We start from the raw sequence: 17,645 nt of genomic DNA, 5'->3' as shown, positions 1-17,645 counted from the left end.
ACTTCCCCACCACCACGGAATTTGGTAGGAAAGCCGTCTTCTCGTTCCCGGCGGACTGTCAGGGCAGCAGCGGCAGGTCGAACGTCGGGTGCGGGACGCATTCCAGCGAGGGCACGCCTTCGCCGTCGACGGTGATCATGAACAGGGTCTCGTTCTCGGCGGAGAAGGCCAGGCCGCGCGGTGCCACGGCGTCCCCGCGCACGTCCACCGCCTTGACCGGCTCGGACCCTCCCACCTGGTAGATCCGCACCTGGTCCTCGGTGGAGCCGGCCGTCGCGGTGGCCAGGAAACCGCCGTCCAGCGAGGGAGCGGCCGCGAGCGGATGCGGGCCGCTCGCGTACGTCCCGGCCGCAGCCAGGTCGCCGGAGCCGAAGGCGTCCACAGCGTCCCGCGATCCCGCGGCGGTGAAAACCGTCTGCCCGTCCGGCGACACGGCCAGATCGGTGAGGTTGCTGCCGGCGGCGCCGGACTCCGCGCCGGGCGTCAGCTCGCCGCCGCCGGAGCCGTACCGCTTGAGCAGCGCGAGGCTGGTGTCCGGCTGGCCTGCCAGCACCGGGCCGGCATCGCCGGTGCCGGAGGCCAGCAGCGGTGCCTGCTGGAACGGCGTGCCGCCCTGCACGTCCAGCCGCACCGAGGGCGGCTGCGCGAGGGTGTCGAGCTCGCCGATCCGGCCCTGCCAGGACGACCCGCAGCCGTAGCCGAACCACACGTTGCCCGCCGTGCGAGCCAGGTGCGTCGGGCACGACTGTGCGCCCGTGCCGAAACGCTCTGCCTCCGCGAGGGTTTCGGCGTCGATGGCGCTGATCGCATCACCTGCGCTCAACGCCGCGTACACCGTGGCACCGTCCTCGCTCAGAATCAGCCCGGTCGCGCCGGACTGGTTCTCGATGGTCTTCTTCACGTGCCCGAAGAAGTCGGTGACCACGATTCCCTGGGATTCCGGTCCACCGCTGATGAAGATCTGCTTCCGGGCGTTGTCGACGACCATGTCGCCGTATCCCGGGAGTGGGAGTTCGTGCGCGAACAACGATCCCAAGATCGGGATCTCATCGAGCTCCAGCGCGTGCGCGGGAGCAGCCACAGGAATTGTCAGGGCCGCGGCGACCAGCGTCGTTGCGGCGAAGCGTGCGGTTTTCAGCATTGTTCCCCCTGGTTCGGCAGTGAGTGCAGAACTCGCCCGGCGCTGGAGGGTACGGCAGCCTGTTCCGCGAAGAAGGGGATTTTCCGGAGTTGGCGCGAAATGGCCGCTCGCATTGCGGCATTCGGGTGCGCAGAACGCTTCTCCACCCGAATGGCGGATTGGGCCGGTGTGGGAGTGCCGCTAGTTTCCGCCGAGTCGGATTCGTGATCTGCGAATCCGCACCACCGGGGGAATTTCGGACGGCATGGGAATGGCCGGATTCCGGGTGCACGACACACCGCGAAGGGGAACGCCGGGATGTCGAAATTAGGGCGGCTGCTGGCGCTGTCGCTGTCCGCCGCGATGCTGGCAACCGGTGTCGCGCACGTGCCCGCCGCCGCGAAGCCCGCGGTCGAGGAACGACCGGAACAACGCGACGAGCAGGTCTACCCGAAGCCCGGGCTCGACGACATCCGCGCGAACTGGACCAGCACCGGGGAATCGGCGGAGGGCAGGAAGCAGCGGGACGAATCGGCCCGCGCGCTGGCCCAGCCACCCGCTCCGGAGAAGCCGAGCGCCTACGACGCTCCCACCACCCCGCAGCGCATGATCCCCGGCGAGGAGCAGGAAGTTCCCGTCACCCTCACCAACGTCACCGATGAGACCCTGTCGGCCACGACCCACGCGCTGTCCTACCACTGGTCGCTCGCCGACGGCACGCCCCAGCCCGAGCTGCTCGGCGAGATCAAGACCGAGCTCCCGCACGACCTGGCACCAGGCGAGAAGGTCCAGCTGCAGGCCAAGGTCCGCGCCCCCAAGCTCGCCGACCTCGGCAACAAGCGCGAGCAGTTCGTCCTCAACTGGGACGTGCGGCACCGGCTCACCGGGCAGTGGTGGTCCAAGAGCGACGACGTGCCACCGCTGAGCATGCCGGTCACCGTCGAGGACCCCACCTCCGACCAGCTCGGACTCGAGCAGTTCTTCCAGTTCCAGGGCACCGGCGCCGGTGCCGGCTCCACGGTGCTGGCCAACCAGCACGCGGGCAACGCGGTGTTCAGCTTCGACCCGATCAACAACCCCGGTCGCGGGCTGGCCAGCTTCGTCCGGCTGACCTACAACTCCCAGGACACCTCCCGCTCCTACGCGGGTCACGGGTGGTCGGTGTCGGCGTCCAGCCTCACCAGGCTCGGATCACCGCTGCAGTTCCACGGCCTGCTGCCCGGCCTGGTCGGGCACGCGAGCAAGGTGACGATGGTCGACGGTGACGGCACGAGCCACACCTTCGAGCTCAACAAGAACGACAGCCTGGACCCCGCGAAGTGGACCTACGAGGAACCTGCCGGCGTCCACATGAGGCTCAGCCGCGTCGAGGACGGCTGGGAGCTGATGCGACCCGACCGCAGCCGCGCGCTCTTCGACGAGCAGGGCTACCAGCGGTCCATGGTGGACGCCAACGGCAACGTCCTGACGTTCAACTACGAGCAGAGCCACATCGGCGGGCGCAACACCGGTGTGCTCAAGAACGTCACCGACGCCACCGGCCGCCAGGTGCTCACCTTCGACTACTACGAGTGGGGCGAGAACGCGCCGCTGCTCATCGGGGCCGTGAAGAAGCTGGTCGGTTCGCTGACCAACCTCAACGTCACCAACCAGCTCAAATCCATCACCGACGTCTCCGGGCGCCGAGTCGGCTTCGTCTACGACGACTTCGGCAAGCTCCGGCAGATCGTCGACGGCCAGGACACCGAAGGCGCCCGCACGTTCGCCTTCGACTACGACGGCGGGCTGCTCAACAACGCCAAGCTCACGAGCGTCACCGACCCCCTGGGCAACACCACCCGCCTCGGCTACTTCGAAGGCGGGCTGCTCGACCTGCTGCACAAGAAGCGCGTCCAGGCCATCACCGACCGGCGCGGCGGGCGCACCACCTTCGACTACCGGGATCCCGACGGCGTGCACGGAACGCAGGTCGACTCGGTGGTCACCAACCCCAACGGCCAGCGCACCGACGTGCGCATCGACGGCTACGGCAGACCGGTGAAGCTCACCAACGCCAAGGGCGAGACCACCGAGCTGACCTGGGACGCCGACAACAACGTCGTGCGCATGACCGAACCCAACGGTGCCCTGTCCACCTGGGTCTACGACCAGCGCAGCGGGTATCCGCTGGAGATCCGCGATGCGCGCGCCAACGCCGAGCGGGGGCCGCCGACGCGCCTGGAGTACCGGTTCAGCGAAGGCGGCTACGTCGCCGACCTGATCGGCAAGACCACACCGGAAGGGCGCACGTGGTCCTTCGGCTACGACGAGCGCGGCAACCTGCTCACCGTCACCGACCCGAAGGGCACCGCCACCTCCGCCGAGGGCGATTACACCACCCGCTACAGCTACGACCGCCACGGCCAGCTGCAGACCAACACCGACGCCAACGGCAACACCACCACCTACGGCGCGTTCGACCCCAACGGCTACCCGAAGCGCATCACCGATCCGCACGGCAACCACACGGACTTCTCCTACGACGTCGTCGGCAACGTGGTCGCGGCGACCGACCCGCTGGGCAAGACCAGCACCTACACCTACGACCAGTTCCGCAGGCCGATGTCGACCAAGCAGCCGTGGGACCCGGCGAGCCCGGACCCGAACCGGCACTACGTCGTCACGCCCGGCCCGGTCTACGACGCCAACGACAACGCGGTGCAGACCACCGCCGCCAACGGCGCGATCAGCACCACCGCCTACGACCCCGGTGACCTGCCCGTCTCGGTCACCGCACCGAAGGACTCCGCCGACGGTCCGGCGAAGGTGTCCACGATGACCTACGACGCGGTCGGGAACCTGCTGAGCGAGACCGAGCCCAACGGCACCGCCACGGGCACCGAAGGTGACTACACCACCAGCTACACCTACGACCAGATCGACCAGCTCATCGAGGTCACCGACGCCCTCGGCGGTCGCACCACCGCCGAGTACGACAACGTCGGGAACGTCGTCGAGGTGGCCGACGCGCGCAAGAACGCCACCCCCGACCCGGCCGACTTCACCAGCCGCACCACCTACGACCTGCTGCACCGGCCGATCGCCGAGTTCGACGCCGACGGCAACGCCGCCCGCACCACCTACGACCGCGACGGCAACCCGGTGTCCAGCACCGACCGCGCCGGGGTGCGCACCGACATGGTTCTCGACGAGCGCGGAATGCTCGCCGAGCAGCGCGTTCCACACCGCGACGGAGTCGTGAACACCACCCGCTTCGAGTACGACCAGGTCGGCAACCCCACCAAGACCATCACCCCGCGCGGCGCGAACACCGCGAACCCGGACGACTTCGCGCAGCAGGCCGTCTACGACGAGATGAACCGGGTCGTCGAGGAGATCAACGCCTACGACCCGGCCGATCCCCGCTACAACAAGCCGACTTCCACCCGCTACACCTACGACGCCGCGGGCCGGCCGACCGAGATCAGCGCCCCTCCGTCCGACGGGCAGCAGAACCGCAACGTCACCAGCTACGAGTACTTCGACAACGGCTGGATCAAGTCCAGTGAAGACCCGTGGGACATCCGGACCTCCTACGAGCACGACGCCCTCGGGCAGCAGACCAAGCGCACCGTCAGCGACGAGAGCGGCAAGGCGAACCGGACCCAGACCTGGTCGTTCTACCCGGACGGCAAGCTGCACCAGCGCAGCGACGACGGCGTCCCGGCCGGGCTGAACCCGGTGCTGGTCGACAACTCCGACCGCAACTACACCGAGGCCCGCGGCGACTGGGCGACCGTCGGCGACGGACCAGGGCACCAGGGCTTCGACTACCGCACCCACCAGCCCGGACCGACCCAGGACAGCTTCACCTGGAAGGCCGACATCCCGGTGTCCGGGCGCTACGAGGTGGCGGTGAGGTTCCCGCGCGGCGAGGCCACCAACGCGACCTACACCATCGAGCACGACGGCGGCAGCACCACCAAGACCGTGGATCAGACGCAGGTCAGCGAGGACGGATGGGTCTCCCTCGGGTCGTACGACTACACCGAGGGACAGCTGCGCTCGGTCACCCTCAACGGCGGCGCCGACGGCGCGGTCAACGCCGACGCGGTCCGCTGGGTCCGCGACAACCTCGGCACGCGGGACGACGAGCGCAAGACCTTCGAGCACTCCTACGACCCGAACGGCAACCTCACCAAGATCACCGACAGTTCGTCGGGCGCCCGCGCGGACACCTACGACGTCGACTACGACCAGCTGGGCCGCGCCACGAAGGTCGACGAGCTGCGCGGAGGGAACCGCCAGAACACCACGACGTTCGGCTACGACGAAACCGGCAACCTGCTCAACTACGAGCACGACCAGCAGTCCGCCGAATACTCCTACGACGCCCGCGACCTGGTCACCAAGGTCACCAACTCCAAGGCCGGGGACAACCCCGAGCCCAAGACCAGCACGTTCGCCTACGACGAGCGCGAAATGCTGGTCACCGAGAACAAGTCCAACAACAACCGCACCGACTACGAGCACTTCCAGGACGGGAAGCTCTCCCACCAGATCGAGCGGAAGTCCGACGGCGCCCTGGTCAACGAGCACCGGGCGAGCTACGACGCCAACGGCAACCGGACCCGCGACGAGTCGCGGAAGATGAACGCGGACAACCACTCCGACACCATCGACCGCGACACGAACTACACCTACGACCCGCGGGACCGGGTCGGTGAAGTCCGCAAGACCGGCGACGGCAAGGACTCCACCGAGAAGTACGTCAACGACGACAACAGCAACGTCATCGAGCAGACGGTCGGCGGCCAGACATCGAAGTTCAACTACGACCGGAACCGGTTGGTCTCAGCCAGCTCCAACGGTGCCGACACCCAGTACCGCTACGACACGTTCGGCCGGCTGGACAAGCTGACGTTCGCGGGCTCGCCGCAGGAGTCCTACCGCTACGACGGTTTCGACCGCACCGCGCAGCACCGGCAGTACGGTCCGGGCGGGCAGGGCGGTGTCACCAGCGACTACAGCTACGACCCGCTGGACCGCACCACCCGCCAGTCCGTCACCGGCGACGGCGAGGACAAGAACACCGAGTTCACCTACCTCGGCATCGGCGATCAGGTGATCGGCGAAACCGAGAACGGCAAGCTGAGCAAGTCCTACCAGTACTCCTCGACCGGGGCGCGGCTGTCGCAGATCAAGTTCAACGACGACGGTGGCGAGGAGGACTCGGAGTACAGCACCAACTCGCACACCGACGTCGAAGCGACCACCGGAGCGGACGGCAACACCCAGTCGACCTACGGCTACACCGCCTACGGCGAGGACGAGCAGTCGGAGTTCACCGGCGCCGACTCGCCCGAGGGCGGCGGTGAACCGTCGCAGGACCCGCAGAACGTCTACCGCTACAACTCGATGCGCTGGGACGCCTCGTCGGGCAACTACGACATGGGGTTCCGCGACTACGACCCGGGCTTGAACCGGTTCACCACCATGGACCTCTACAACGGGGCCCTGGCGGACCTGAACCTGACCACGGACCCGTTCACCCAGAACCGCTACGCGTTCGCCGGCGGGAACCCGCTGAGCAGGGTGGAGCTCGACGGCCACGGCTGGCTCAGCGACCTCGGCCACGCGGCCTTGGACGTCGCGGGCCTGGTCCCGGTCATCGGCGAGGTCGCGGACCTGGCCAACGCGGCCTGGTACGCGGGCGAGGGCAACTACGCCGACGCGGCCCTGTCCGCTGCGGGCGCGATCCCGTTCGTGGGCTGGGGCGCGGCGGCCGCCAAGGGCGGCAAGTACGCGGCCAAGGCCGTTCGCGGCGGCACGAAGGGCGCCGACGAAGCGGCGTCCGCCGCCAAGAACGCGGGCAAGAAGGGCGGCGGCGGCAAATCCAGCGGCGATCCACCGGGCGGCGGCAAACCCGACAGCGGAGGAAAGCCGGACGGTGGCAAACCCGCAGGTGGCGGGGACAAACCGAGCAGCGGTGGCTCCAACGCGCCCAGCCCACCACCGGTGAAGGCCGAGCCACCACCTCCACCACCACCGCCGAAACCCCCGGACGCTCCGGGCTCGCCGAAGGGCGGAGGCAAGAACCCGAGCTGCAACAGCTTCGTCGCCGGCACCGGCGTGCTCATGGCCGACGGATCACGGAAGCCGATCGAGCAGGTCAAGGAGGGTGACCAGGTCGTCACGACCGATCCGACCACCGGTCGCAGCACCCAGGCCCCGGTGGCGGCCACGATCACCGGCTCCGGCATGAAGAACATGGTCGAGCTGACGGTCGACACCGATGGAGACCGCGGAGGCGCGACGGCCAAGATCCAGGCCACTGACGGCCACCCGATCTGGGTGGACGACGAAGGGCAGTGGTTGCGGGCAGGAGATCTGCTGGCCGGCGATCAGCTTCGGACACCGTCCGGTGAGCGGCTCTTGGTCGTCAGCATCCGAATGTGGACGTCGTTCGACAGAACGGTCCACAACCTGACGATCGATGGAACGCCGACGTACAACGTCGCCGTTGGTGATCAGGACGTCCTGGTCCACAACCAGCAGGGATGCGGTGTCCCCGGTGCGAGCCCGACCAGCAGTGGTGCGAGGTTCGCAGTGGACAGCCAAGGTCGCGCCACTGACCTGGCAGCCGATATGACGAGAGCGGGAAAGCCCTTCACCCGGACGGGCAAGCAGAAGGTCATCGACGCAAGCAAGGCAAGCAACGGTGGCCGTACGGTGTGTGCTGCCTGCCGAGTCGAAACTGTCCCCGCGCAGAAGTCGCAGCGCGGTGTCACTCCTTCGCCGAACGAAACTCAGATCGATCACATATGGCCGCAGTCCCGTGGAGGTCCAGGGGCACCTTGGAACGGGGCTGTACTGTGCCGGACTTGTAACAGAGGCAAATCCGACTCAATGCCGTGATCTTCGATCGACGGGAGGTGCGTGTTGGCCCCACAGCTCAAAGTGATCTTTCCGCTAACACCTGATGACGACGGCTACCCCCCTGTGTCGGCTGAGAGCCTGTGGGCTGAGCAAGCCGGTGAGGAAGGGGTCTGCACGCTGCAGAACACGCCGTTCTTCGCGTGGAATGTCAGCAATGGTGATCGAGTGCACGTCGCGCCCGACGAGCAAGGGGCGACGTACGTGGCGGTCATCAGCCGCGGGGGACACACGACGGTCCGGTTGATCGAGCTCGATGACGGTGAGGGCTTCGAAAATCTGCTGGCGGAGCTCGTCCGGGCCGGTTGCGGTGTCGAGCGGTCGAACTTGGCGGGCCTGGTCGCGGTGGACGTTCCTCCCGGAGTGGACCTCGACCTGGTTCGCGGCTTGATCCAGCCTGGAGTGGACGAAGGACTGTGGGACGCGGAGGAATCCTGCATCCAGCACCCGTGAGCGCGTTGCTCACATGGCGGTGAGACGGGAACGGCTGGGAGCCGAATCCTCCTCCAAACCCAAGAGATCGGGTCCCCGCGCGCTGGGGGATGGCGCGGGGACCCGATCCATTTGGGGGCGTCCGTAACCGGTGCGCGGCATGGGGGGTGGCCGAGCACCGGGTGCCGGACGGGGGGTTCGTGGCAGCGGAGCCAGGCCCGAGGTGGGACGTGCGCCCACCACGAATCAGACTTCGCTGCGCACGCGGATCAAGCTGAGACGGCGAGCCACTTGGAGCGGCCGGCGTGCGTGGGGATCCAGCAGCCGTTGCCCTCCGCGCCGGTTTCCAGCAGCGGTTCCGGCATGTGCAGCAGCTCGTTGATCACGTCGTGCGCGGGTCCGTTGGTTCGCCACAACACGCGGCTGGGGAACAGGACGTCGGGTTCGTCGGCGGGGATGCGCGCTGCGTCGGCGTCGTTCTCGCCGAAGAGCTGCAGGATGTCGAAAACCCCGTGATGCACGCGGATTCCGACCACGGCGACCAGACTTCCGCTGGCATCTCGGGGATGCGTGAACTGGAAGTCGCGGGCGACCAGGGCTTGCAGGCCGTTGGTTATGTCGTTCATGGCGCCACCGTTGTTCGTCGTAGGGGCTCAGACCATGTGGCCGACCAGCTCAGACGATCAGATCGTCGAACTCGCCGTCCTTTGCTCCGTTCAGGAACGCTGCGATCTCGTCCCTGCTGTAGACCAGTGCCGGGCCCTCGGGGTAGCGCGAGTTTCTGACGGCGACCCCACCGTCGATCAACGGTGCCAGCTCCACGCAGTTACCCACCGCTCCACTGTGGCGACTCTTGCGCCAGCCAGCGTTGGGAAGCTGCTTCGCGGGCATGCCGTTCTGGACGTCCGTCATCCGAACCCCACCCTTCCCCGACTCTCACTTGCACCGATCATCTGCACGTGCAGTTGATCGTGCAAGGGAAGGTATCAGCTGCAGATGCACGATTGAATGCACGTGCACGGCACTGAGAGCGTGATCACACGCATGGGTGTAACGCTAAGACGGCACTCGGTGCCGGAGCTTCGGCGAACAGTCGCCGCGCATCATCCGAACGGCGCAACAACTGGGAAATTCCCGTATGGACTCAGAGTTCCCGGAGTCGGTCCTGCAGCATCTTGCGGGTGCCCTCGGGAGTCAGCGCGTCCACGGCGAGCCGGTGGCTGACCTTGCTGTAGACCTCGACTTCCTCGGCCTTGTCCAGGTAGAGGGCTCCGCAGAGGTGCTCGAGGTAGACGATGTCCGGGATCTCCGGCTCGGCGAACCGCAGGATCGTGTAGGCGCCTTCGGCCGCGGAGCGACCGAGCGCGAAGGGCAGCGCCTGCAGCGTGACGGTCGGCAGCTTCGTCGCGTCCAGGAGGGACTCGATCTGCTCGCGCATCACGTTCTTGCCGCCGATCGGGCGGTGCAGCACGGACTCGTCGATCACCGCCCACACGCGCGGCGACTTGGGCTGGGCGAACATCCGCTGCCGCTGCATGCGCAGGCGGACCCGGCGGTCGATCTCCTCGTCCTCGGTCTCAGGGCGTCCCTGGGTGGCGACGGCCCGCGCGTAGCGCTCGGTCTGCAGCAGGCCGGGTACGAACTGGAGCTCGTAGGTCTGGATGCGGGACGCGGATTCCTCCAGGCCGACGAAGTCCTGGAACCACGGGGCGATCAGGTCGTTGTAGCGGTTCCACCAGCCGGGTTCGTTCGACCGGCGCACCAGGTCCAAAAAGGACTCGCGCTCGGTCTTGTCGTCCACCCCGTACATGCTCAGCAGGTCGGCGACGTCGCGTTCCTTGAAGCCGACGCGGCCGAGCTCCAGGCGGCTGATCTTCGACCCGGAACCGCGGATGGCGTAACCCGCGTCCTCGCGGGAGATCTGCCTGGACTCGCGCAACCTGCGCAGCTGGCTGCCCAACACGAGACGGCGGGCCGTGGGGCCGCTTCCCGTGGCGCTGTCCGGGGCCACGCAAGACCTCCTGCAGGGGGTTTTCGGACGTTCTACGTCCCACTGTCGAAACGACGTGGTGGAACGTTACGGAAGGGGATAGTAGTGGAATACCGTCGAAGGTCTAGCCGCTTCCCCGGTTCGGTGGAGCTCGTGCAGGTCAACCGGGTGAAATCTGCGCATTGTGGGGTGTTGAAATCCGTCCGTGCTGATATCGCCGACTGGATCAGCGGTTGAAATCACTCGCGCAGGGCGGTCCGTTCCGGGAGAAGAGGTCGATAGGCTCTCGGCGTGCTGACTTTGTCAACGGTGAATGTGAACGGTTTGCGCGCGGCCGCGAAGAAGGGCTTCGTGGAGTGGCTCGCGGGAACCGGTGCGGACGTGATCTGCATGCAGGAGACCCGTGCCGAGGCCGACCAGCTCACCGCCGAGGTGCGGGAGCCCGAGGGCTGGCACACGGCGCTGGCTCCGAGCTCCGCGAAGGGGCGCGCGGGCGTGGCGATCTACAGCCGCGCGGAACCGGAATCGGTCCGCGTCGGATTCGGGTCGGCCGAGTTCGACGACAGCGGCCGCTACCTGGAGATCGACCTCCCCGGCGTCACGATCGCCAGCCTCTACCTGCCCAGCGGTGAAGTCGGCACGCCGCGCCAGGACGAGAAGGAGCGTTTCATGAAGGAGTTCGGCGAACACCTCGCCGGCCTCCGCGAGCGCGCCGCCTCCGCCGATCGCGAGGTCGTGATCTGCGGCGACTGGAACATCGCCCACCGCGAAGCCGACCTGAAGAACTGGAAGGCCAACCAGAAGTCGGCCGGTTTCCTCCCGGAGGAGCGGGCGTGGCTCACCGACGTCTTCGAATCCGGCTACACCGACGTCGTCCGAACCCTCCACCCCGAAGGCCCCGGCCCCTACTCCTGGTGGTCCTACCGAGGCAAGGCCTTCGACAACGACTCCGGCTGGAGGATCGACTACCAGGTCGCCACGCCCGGGCTCGCCGGACGAGCCACCGAGGCCGTCGTCGAACGCGCGCCCAGCTACGACCAGCGCTGGTCCGACCACGCCCCGGTGACCGTCACCTACGACTTCTGATCAGGAATTCTTGATTAGTACGAAGCGCATCATGCTCCGCTATTCGTGTGATGCGTAGTTTTACGCTGCCCGCCGTTTAAGACCTTCGATACCGTTACTCGCGATCAAGTCGCGATGTTCTGGGGAGGGACGCGCGTGAGCCTTCAGGTGACCCCTGAGACTCTGGCGGAACTAGCTGGTGAGCTCGAACGCTCCAGCAACGAGCTCGCGCACGCCAGACCTGCGCCCGAAGCCGATGCAGGCCCTTCAGGTCCCGCAGTAAACGCCACGTTGGCTGAACTCATGCGCGCTGCGGCCGGCCTCGTGGAAGAAACGACCAAGACGGCCGGTGACCTGCACGCGGGCAAGGGCACGTACGTCAACAATGACCAGGGCGGCGCCGACCAGATCCACCAGGTCGGACCGCGCTGACCATATCGGAGCCGAAAACACATGCCGCTCAACATCTTCGTGGCCTGTGATCCCGGATCCGTCCGGGAAACGGTCAGTGCAGTCCGTCAACTCGCATCCGGTGTCGACGACGCGGCCTCCGGCTGGCAGCGCACAATCACCAACTCCGAAGCAGGCTGGGAAGGGCAGGCCGGGGGTGCCTTCCGCGCAAAGGCAGGAACGACCCGCCGCGACGCAGACGCGCTTGCCAACCTCTTCAACGGCCTAGGCCAAGCGCTGACCGCGTTTGCTGATGACCTGACCACGGTCAAGGCTCGCATGGCCCAAGCACAGCAGGTCGCCACCAGCGGCGGGCTCAGGATGATGGGCGCACACCTGATCCTCGAACCTGGCCCAATGCCTCTCCAGCCAGACCAGCAGCAACGCCAACAGACGGCCTACCGCGAGGCTCAGGAAACGATCAACCAGGCCCGTTCTATGGAGAAGGCCGCCCACGAGCGACTCGCAGCGGCACTCAAGGGCAACGCCGATGGTTTGCAGCACATCGGTAGCGCCGGAGGATGGGCACAAGCCGCAGCAGCAGCGACCAGCCCGGCTGCCCAAGCCCTGGCGGGGGCAGCAACGCTCATGGACGATCGCGCCCTGAACGCCACCAAGGGAATGTTCGAGAGAGCCGCGTCCACCAGCCCTGCCGCCGTAAGCGGCCTCTGGGGCGCGCTGACCAGTGCCCAACAAGCCGACCTCATGGGCCGGTTTCCGCAGATGGTCGGCAACACCGACGGCGTTCCGTCCGCCACTCGCGATCTCGCGAACCGTTCGATTCTCCAATCGCAGCGAGCCGCAATCACCAACCAAATCGGCACGCTCCACAAGCAAATTCAAGATGAGTTCGAGCGAACCGGGCACAGCGAAACCTCGAAAGGCCATAAGATCCGGGAGCTGAACGAGGCACTCCGTGGGATCGACTCACTCCAGAACAAGATCGGCGAATCGGCTGCGCAAAGCGACTACTACCTGCTGGGACTCGACTCGACCGCGGAGAATCGTGGCCAAGCCATCGTCGCCCACGGCAACCCGGACTTCGCCGACAACACCATGACGCTCGTACCTGGTACGTACAGCGACCTCGGCGGCGTGACAGACGACGTGACGCGGAATGATCAGGTCTTGAACCGGGCAAACGAACTCTCGCCAGGCAACAACGTGGCGATTACCTGGGCGAGCTACGAATCGCCCAACAGTGTCGTCCCGGGCGCTGCCTTCGGCAGCTACGCCGAGAACGCACACGGAGACCTGTCCAACTTCCAAGAGGGACTGAGGGCAAGCCACCAGGGCGAGACTCCTTCGCACAACACGCTAATCGGACACAGCTACGGCTCGACCGTCGTGGGTGAGGCCGCTTCTAACGGTGGCTCCCACGCCGACGACATCGCGTTCCTCGGCAGCCCAGGGGTGGGCGTCGACAGCGCGGACCAACTCGGGGTGCCGAAGGAACACGTGTGGGCGGCAAAGTCTGAGAGTGATGTCATCGACTGGACCCCGTCCACGGACCCGCTCCGATGGGCACCAACCGTCTTCGGTGATTCCGACTACGCGCGGTACGGCCTTGACCCGACTGACCCCGAGTTTGGCGGGAACATCATGCCGACCGACCCGAACGGTGGGCACAGCGACTACTGGGATAGAGCGCCATCTCGTGAAAGCATGGCACGCATCATGACCGGGACCAACGGCCAAGGAAGTTGACGATGCCGCACAACCCTGCCGAGAACGGCATTAACGCCAAACCGCACCGCATCGTCGGAATCGTGGTCGGCGGGTTCATCATGATCGCAAGTTTGGTCGCTTGGTTCCCTTATCTCGGCGCTTCTCTCACGGGATTCGATAGCCAGGATTCCGGCCCAGGAGTGACCAACAAGGATCTCATCCAAGCCTTCTTCGGCTTCTGGATCATCCCGTGGGCAGTCGGAATGGTCATCGTTCTAGCCTCTATCGCTGGATGGCTTCGCCGCGCCAAGTGGGTCCTGCTCGGTTTGACCGGAATCATGTTGGCTGTCTCGCTAACAACCTACTTGATCGGGTCTGCCTAGCCTTTCGGTGTTTGGTATGCCTAGGAGGATCGACTACCAGGTCGCCACGCCCGGGCTCGCTGGGCGAGCCACCGAGGCCGTCGTCGAACGCGCGCCCAGCTACGACCAGCGCTGGTCCGACCACGCCCCGGTGACCGTCACCTACGACCTCTGATCAGCGTCCTCGACTCCGAATTGAGTCGAGGACTCGGCGCGTGGTGAAACCCGATGAAGGACCGATCCTCCTCCGCAACATCTAAGGGCGCTGGGACGAGTTCGGGGTCGCCGTGCGGAAAGCGGTCGAGTTCGCCGAGGAACGCGGTCCGCGAAGGCCTCCGCCCGATGGCCGAAGCCGGCACCCCGATCACGATCAGGGAACGGAGTACCGGCTTCACCCGTTTCGCTGAAAAGCGCCCTTCATCGCGGAAAGGCCTTCGCGATTACATCAGAAGTACGGCGATGTGATGATTTCCAATCCGTGGCCGGACGGGTCCTTGAAGTACACGCCGCGGCCGCCGTGGTTGTGGTTGATCGTCCCTGGTCCGTCGCCGCGGGGGCCGGCCCAGTGGTCGACCTTCCACTCCTGGATTCGGGCGTAGGCCCGGTCGAACAGCTCGTCGTCGACCAGGAAGGCGTAGTGCTGCATCTGGATCTCGTCCACCGGAGGTTCGGCGAATTGCAGCAGAACCCCGTCGTCGAGCTGAGTGTTGGTGAAAACGCCCCAGGACGGAGCCTCCGCCACCTCGAGCAGCTCCCGGTAGAACCGCGCGGATTCCTCGCGGTCCTTGGACGCGATGATGGTGTGGTTGAACGTGATGCTCAAATGATCTCTCCTCTGCGGACTGTGGTGCTGGTCGTGGGAGAGCGCGGCGGTGGAAGTGGTGTTGGCGCGCTCGTCCGCCGTCCTCAGACGGGTAGGAGGAGATCACCCCCTCTCGAATGAGAGGGGGACGGGCGCGAGGCCCGCAGAGCGGTCAGCGCTCTACCGGGTTGCCAATCCGTGCGTGGCTTGTCGCCGTCCCGATAATCACCGGATCAAACTAGACCGGAACGCGGTGTGATCGCAACGCTTTTCTTCAGCGCTTCCGGTAGGTGAGGTGCACGACGCCGCTCTCGAACGGTTTCGCCTCCGCGAGTGCGAACTCCTCCGGAGCGAAATCGCCGTCGAACATCGCAATTCCCGCACCGGCCACGACCGGGTGCAGCTTGATGATCAGTTCGTCGATCTCGGGCCGCAGGGCTGTCGCCAGCGTCCCGCCGCCGCACAGCCAGATTCCCGCTCCCGGTTCGCGCTTGAGCTCCCGCACCCGCTCCAGCGGATCGTTGGCCACGAACTCCACAGTCGGGTCGGGGCTTTCGGCGATGCTCCGGGTGAACACGATGCTGCGCAGGTGCTGGTAGGCGTTGGTGATGCCCTCCCGCATTCCGATGTCCCAACTGCCGCGTCCCTGCAGCACCGTGTCGAAGTGCTTGTTGGGCACCCCGTCGAGGCCGAACATCGGTCGGACGTGGGTGGGCAGCACTTCCGGGAACTCCGCGCGCAGGAAATCGCCGTGGTCGCCCTCGTGCAGGAAGAAGTCGGGGTTGTCGTTGTCCGGACCGGTGATGCGGCCGTCGATCGTCGACGCGATCATGTACGTCATTCTTCGCAAAGCGGCCCCCTCGTGGTCTTCGGTGACTGTAGCGGCGCGGCGATGAGTTCGGCGGCCCTTTTTCGTCCACCTCTCGGAGAAGCCCGTTCGAGGAGGTTCGCGTTTATCGATCTGACACCCGCCTGCCACGAGTTCGCCGCCCTGCTGAGCACCGTGACCGACGACCAGCTGGACCTGCCGACCCCGTGCTCCGAGTACGCGGTCCGCGAGGTCGTCGCGCACGTCGACGAGGCCGCGCAGGGATTCACCGCCCTGGCCTCGGCGAAACCGGGACCCGGCGACGTCCGCTCGCACGTCCTGGAGCTCGCCCGGGCGTGGTCGTCCCCGGCTGCCTGGGAAGGCGAGACCGCGGCGGGCGGAGTTCTGCTGCGGAACGAGGTCTGGGGCCGCATCGCGCTCACCGAGGTGGTCGTCCACGGCTGGGACCTGGCGCGGGCCACCGGGGCGCGGTTTCACCTGCCGGACGACACCCTGCGGGCGTGCTGGGCCCACGTGCGGGTGTTCGTCCCCAGCGCACCGCTGCCGGAGCTGTGGGGATCCCCGGTCGACGTCGCCGATGACGCGCCGCTGCTGGACCGGATCGTCGCCATGACCGGACGCGACCCCGGTGTCAGCGGGCGATGTGCTCGTTGAGCGGGACGTTCGGGTCCTGGAGCGCTTCGCGGTCCACGGTGGTGCCCGAGGTGATCAGGGTCTTGATCTGGTCGGTGACGTCCCAGATGTTGACGTTCATGCCCGCCAGCACCTTGCCCTCGGAGAGCCAGAAGGCGATGAACTCGCGGGCCTCGACGTTGCCGCGGAACAGCACCTCGTCGTACTCGTCGGGATCGACGTGCCCGAGGTACTCCATGCCCAGGTCATACTGGTCGGTGAAGAAGTACGGCAGCTCCGAGTAGGTGATGTCGCCGCCGAGCATCGAGGACACCGCGACCGCGGGCTGGTTGAGCGCGTTGGCCCAGTGCTCGACGCGGATCTGCTTGCCCAGCACCGGGTGGAACGCGTTGGCGACGTCGCCCGCGGCGACGATGTTCGGATCGCCGCTGCGCAGCGTCGCGTCCACCAGCACGCCGTTGGAGACGCGCAGCTTCGACTCGGTGGCCAGGTCGACGTCGGGGTCGACGCCGACCGCGATCAGCACCGCCTGCGCGTCGATCTCCAAGCCGTCGGTCAGCCTCACCCCGGTGACCTTCCCGGACGGCGCGAGGATCTCGTCGACCGCGGTGGTGAAGCGGAACGACACGCCCTGGTCGCGGTGCAGCGCGGCGAAGACCTCGGCGACCTCCCGGCCCAGCACCCGCAGCAGCGGGAGCTCGGCGGTCTCGACCACCGTCACGCCGACCCCGGCCTGACGTGCCGCGGAAGCGACCTCCAGGCCGATCCAGCCCGCGCCGACCACCACCAGGTTCTCGATGCCGGCCAGGGCCTGCTTGATGCGGTCGGAATCGCCCACCTGGCGCAGGTGGAGAACGCCCTCGGCATCGTGGCCCGGCACCGGGATGGAACGCGGGCGGGCCCCGGTGGCCAGCATCAGCTTGTCGAACTCCAGCTGGGTCCCGTCGGTGAGTTCGACGTGGCGCAGCGAGCGGTCGATCCGCCGCACCTTGGTGTCCAGGCGCAGGTCGACGCGGTTGTCGGCGTACCAGTTCTCGGGGTGCACGTAGGCGGCGTCGAACTCGGCGCTGCCCATCAGGTACTCCTTGGACAGCGGTGGTCGCTCGTAGGGCCGGTGCGACTCATCGCCCAGCAGCGTGATCCGCCCGTCGAACCCCTGGTCGCGCAGCGCCTCGGCGCCCTTCGCGCCGGCCATGCCTGCGCCGACGATCACGAAACTCTCCGAATCTCCCACCCCCGAAGCGTCCTGCCGCCACGGGAACCGGGCAACCGGAACCCACCTCTCCCACCTCCGAAGACGACGCCGGCCTCGGCCGAGCGCATCCCGCGAGCCGGATCCCGTCCCCCACCCGGGTGGGAAGAACGAAAACCGCGGGACT

At 66.9% G+C, this 17,645-nt stretch carries 14 protein-coding genes and 1 pseudogene; 8 read left to right on the top strand and 7 right to left on the bottom strand.

The genetic code is table 11. The features are described 5' to 3' along the window. Positions 1-58: 58 nt before the first annotated feature. Entirely contained in the window at positions 59-1,141 is a 1,083-nt protein-coding gene (locus FHU35_RS25495; protein WP_145744221.1) for a lactonase family protein, read from the bottom strand. Between the two features lie 297 nt (positions 1,142-1,438). On the opposite strand from FHU35_RS25495, the gene FHU35_RS25490 reads away from it, so the two are divergent. Together FHU35_RS25490 and FHU35_RS25485 are read left to right on the top strand one after the other, a co-directional pair. Beyond that, positions 1,439-8,017, top strand: coding sequence for a golvesin C-terminal-like domain-containing protein (locus tag FHU35_RS25490; protein ID WP_145744219.1), 6,579 nt, complete (start codon positions 1,439-1,441; stop codon positions 8,015-8,017). Between the two features lie 24 nt (positions 8,018-8,041). Next, complete coding sequence (locus tag FHU35_RS25485) at positions 8,042-8,488, top strand: DUF4265 domain-containing protein (protein ID WP_186459609.1); 447 nt, start codon at positions 8,042-8,044, stop codon at positions 8,486-8,488. Between the two features lie 248 nt (positions 8,489-8,736). Here the strand turns inward: FHU35_RS25485 and FHU35_RS25480 are convergent, their stop codons facing one another. The 3 genes from FHU35_RS25480 to FHU35_RS25470 form a co-directional block, all read right to left on the bottom strand. Beyond that, the gene (locus FHU35_RS25480; RefSeq protein WP_145744215.1) at positions 8,737-9,093 is read right to left on the bottom strand and encodes a hypothetical protein; all 357 of its coding nucleotides are present in this window, start codon (positions 9,091-9,093) and stop codon (positions 8,737-8,739) included. A gap of 49 nt (positions 9,094-9,142) precedes the next feature. Beyond that, on the bottom strand, positions 9,143-9,379 hold the full coding sequence (locus tag FHU35_RS25475) for a DUF397 domain-containing protein (RefSeq protein ID WP_145744213.1): 237 nt from the start codon (positions 9,377-9,379) through the stop codon (positions 9,143-9,145). Positions 9,380-9,611: 232 nt separating this feature from the next. Next, positions 9,612-10,478 carry a helix-turn-helix domain-containing protein gene (locus FHU35_RS25470; RefSeq protein ID WP_145744211.1) on the bottom strand — a complete coding sequence of 289 codons (867 nt, stop codon included), beginning with the start codon at positions 10,476-10,478 and terminating at the stop codon, positions 9,612-9,614. Positions 10,479-10,748: 270 nt separating this feature from the next. Between FHU35_RS25470 and FHU35_RS25465 the strand changes: the two genes are divergently transcribed. The 5 genes and pseudogenes from FHU35_RS25465 to FHU35_RS25445 form a co-directional block, all read left to right on the top strand. After that, entirely contained in the window at positions 10,749-11,543 is a 795-nt protein-coding gene (locus FHU35_RS25465; RefSeq protein WP_145744209.1) for an exodeoxyribonuclease III, read from the top strand. A 135-nt stretch (positions 11,544-11,678) separates the two neighbouring features. Continuing rightward, entirely contained in the window at positions 11,679-11,954 is a 276-nt protein-coding gene (locus tag FHU35_RS25460; protein ID WP_246110571.1) for a hypothetical protein, read from the top strand. Positions 11,955-11,975: 21 nt separating this feature from the next. Further along, positions 11,976-13,679, top strand: coding sequence for an alpha/beta hydrolase (locus FHU35_RS25455; RefSeq protein ID WP_145744205.1), 1,704 nt, complete (start codon positions 11,976-11,978; stop codon positions 13,677-13,679). Positions 13,680-13,681: 2 nt separating this feature from the next. Continuing rightward, positions 13,682-14,023 carry a hypothetical protein gene (locus tag FHU35_RS25450; protein WP_145744203.1) on the top strand — a complete coding sequence of 114 codons (342 nt, stop codon included), beginning with the start codon at positions 13,682-13,684 and terminating at the stop codon, positions 14,021-14,023. Positions 14,024-14,048: 25 nt separating this feature from the next. After that, a pseudogene (locus tag FHU35_RS25445) lies at positions 14,049-14,177 on the top strand (exodeoxyribonuclease III); the annotation flags it as partial. Between the two features lie 270 nt (positions 14,178-14,447). Here FHU35_RS25445 and FHU35_RS25440 read toward each other — a convergent pair. Both FHU35_RS25440 and FHU35_RS25435 read right to left on the bottom strand, forming a co-directional pair. After that, positions 14,448-14,825, bottom strand: coding sequence for a VOC family protein (locus FHU35_RS25440; RefSeq protein WP_145744201.1), 378 nt, complete (start codon positions 14,823-14,825; stop codon positions 14,448-14,450). 253 nt (positions 14,826-15,078) lie between these two features. Further along, positions 15,079-15,654, bottom strand: a complete 576-nt coding sequence (locus FHU35_RS25435) for a dihydrofolate reductase family protein (protein ID WP_145744199.1) — start codon at positions 15,652-15,654, stop codon at positions 15,079-15,081. Positions 15,655-15,696: 42 nt separating this feature from the next. On the opposite strand from FHU35_RS25435, the gene FHU35_RS25430 reads away from it, so the two are divergent. Next, positions 15,697-16,287 carry a TIGR03086 family metal-binding protein gene (locus tag FHU35_RS25430; RefSeq protein WP_145744197.1) on the top strand — a complete coding sequence of 197 codons (591 nt, stop codon included), beginning with the start codon at positions 15,697-15,699 and terminating at the stop codon, positions 16,285-16,287. Here FHU35_RS25430 and FHU35_RS25425 read toward each other — a convergent pair. Continuing rightward, positions 16,265-17,479 carry an NAD(P)/FAD-dependent oxidoreductase gene (locus tag FHU35_RS25425; RefSeq protein WP_246110569.1) on the bottom strand — a complete coding sequence of 405 codons (1,215 nt, stop codon included), beginning with the start codon at positions 17,477-17,479 and terminating at the stop codon, positions 16,265-16,267. The genes FHU35_RS25430 and FHU35_RS25425 overlap by 23 nt on opposite strands. Positions 17,480-17,645: the final 166 nt, after the last annotated feature.

Source organism: Saccharopolyspora dendranthemae (assembly GCF_007829955.1).
In the GTDB taxonomy this organism is placed as follows: domain Bacteria; phylum Actinomycetota; class Actinomycetes; order Mycobacteriales; family Pseudonocardiaceae; genus Saccharopolyspora; species Saccharopolyspora dendranthemae.
The sequence above is the reverse complement of the archived record's forward strand: the minus strand, read 5'-3'. Positions and strand labels throughout refer to the sequence as shown.

Excerpts from the sequence above, each read along its gene's own strand:
- FHU35_RS25495 (WP_145744221.1), bottom strand. The coding sequence starts at position 1,141 with ATGCTGAAAACCGCACGCTTCGCCGCAACGACGCTGGTCGCCGCGGCC.
- FHU35_RS25490 (WP_145744219.1), top strand. The coding sequence starts at position 1,439 with ATGTCGAAATTAGGGCGGCTGCTGGCGCTGTCGCTGTCCGCCGCGATG.
- FHU35_RS25480 (WP_145744215.1), bottom strand. The coding sequence starts at position 9,093 with ATGAACGACATAACCAACGGCCTGCAAGCCCTGGTCGCCCGCGACTTC.
- FHU35_RS25475 (WP_145744213.1), bottom strand. The coding sequence starts at position 9,379 with ATGACGGACGTCCAGAACGGCATGCCCGCGAAGCAGCTTCCCAACGCT.
- FHU35_RS25455 (WP_145744205.1), top strand. The coding sequence starts at position 11,976 with ATGCCGCTCAACATCTTCGTGGCCTGTGATCCCGGATCCGTCCGGGAA.
- FHU35_RS25450 (WP_145744203.1), top strand. The coding sequence starts at position 13,682 with ATGCCGCACAACCCTGCCGAGAACGGCATTAACGCCAAACCGCACCGC.
- FHU35_RS25430 (WP_145744197.1), top strand. The coding sequence starts at position 15,697 with ATGAGTTCGGCGGCCCTTTTTCGTCCACCTCTCGGAGAAGCCCGTTCG.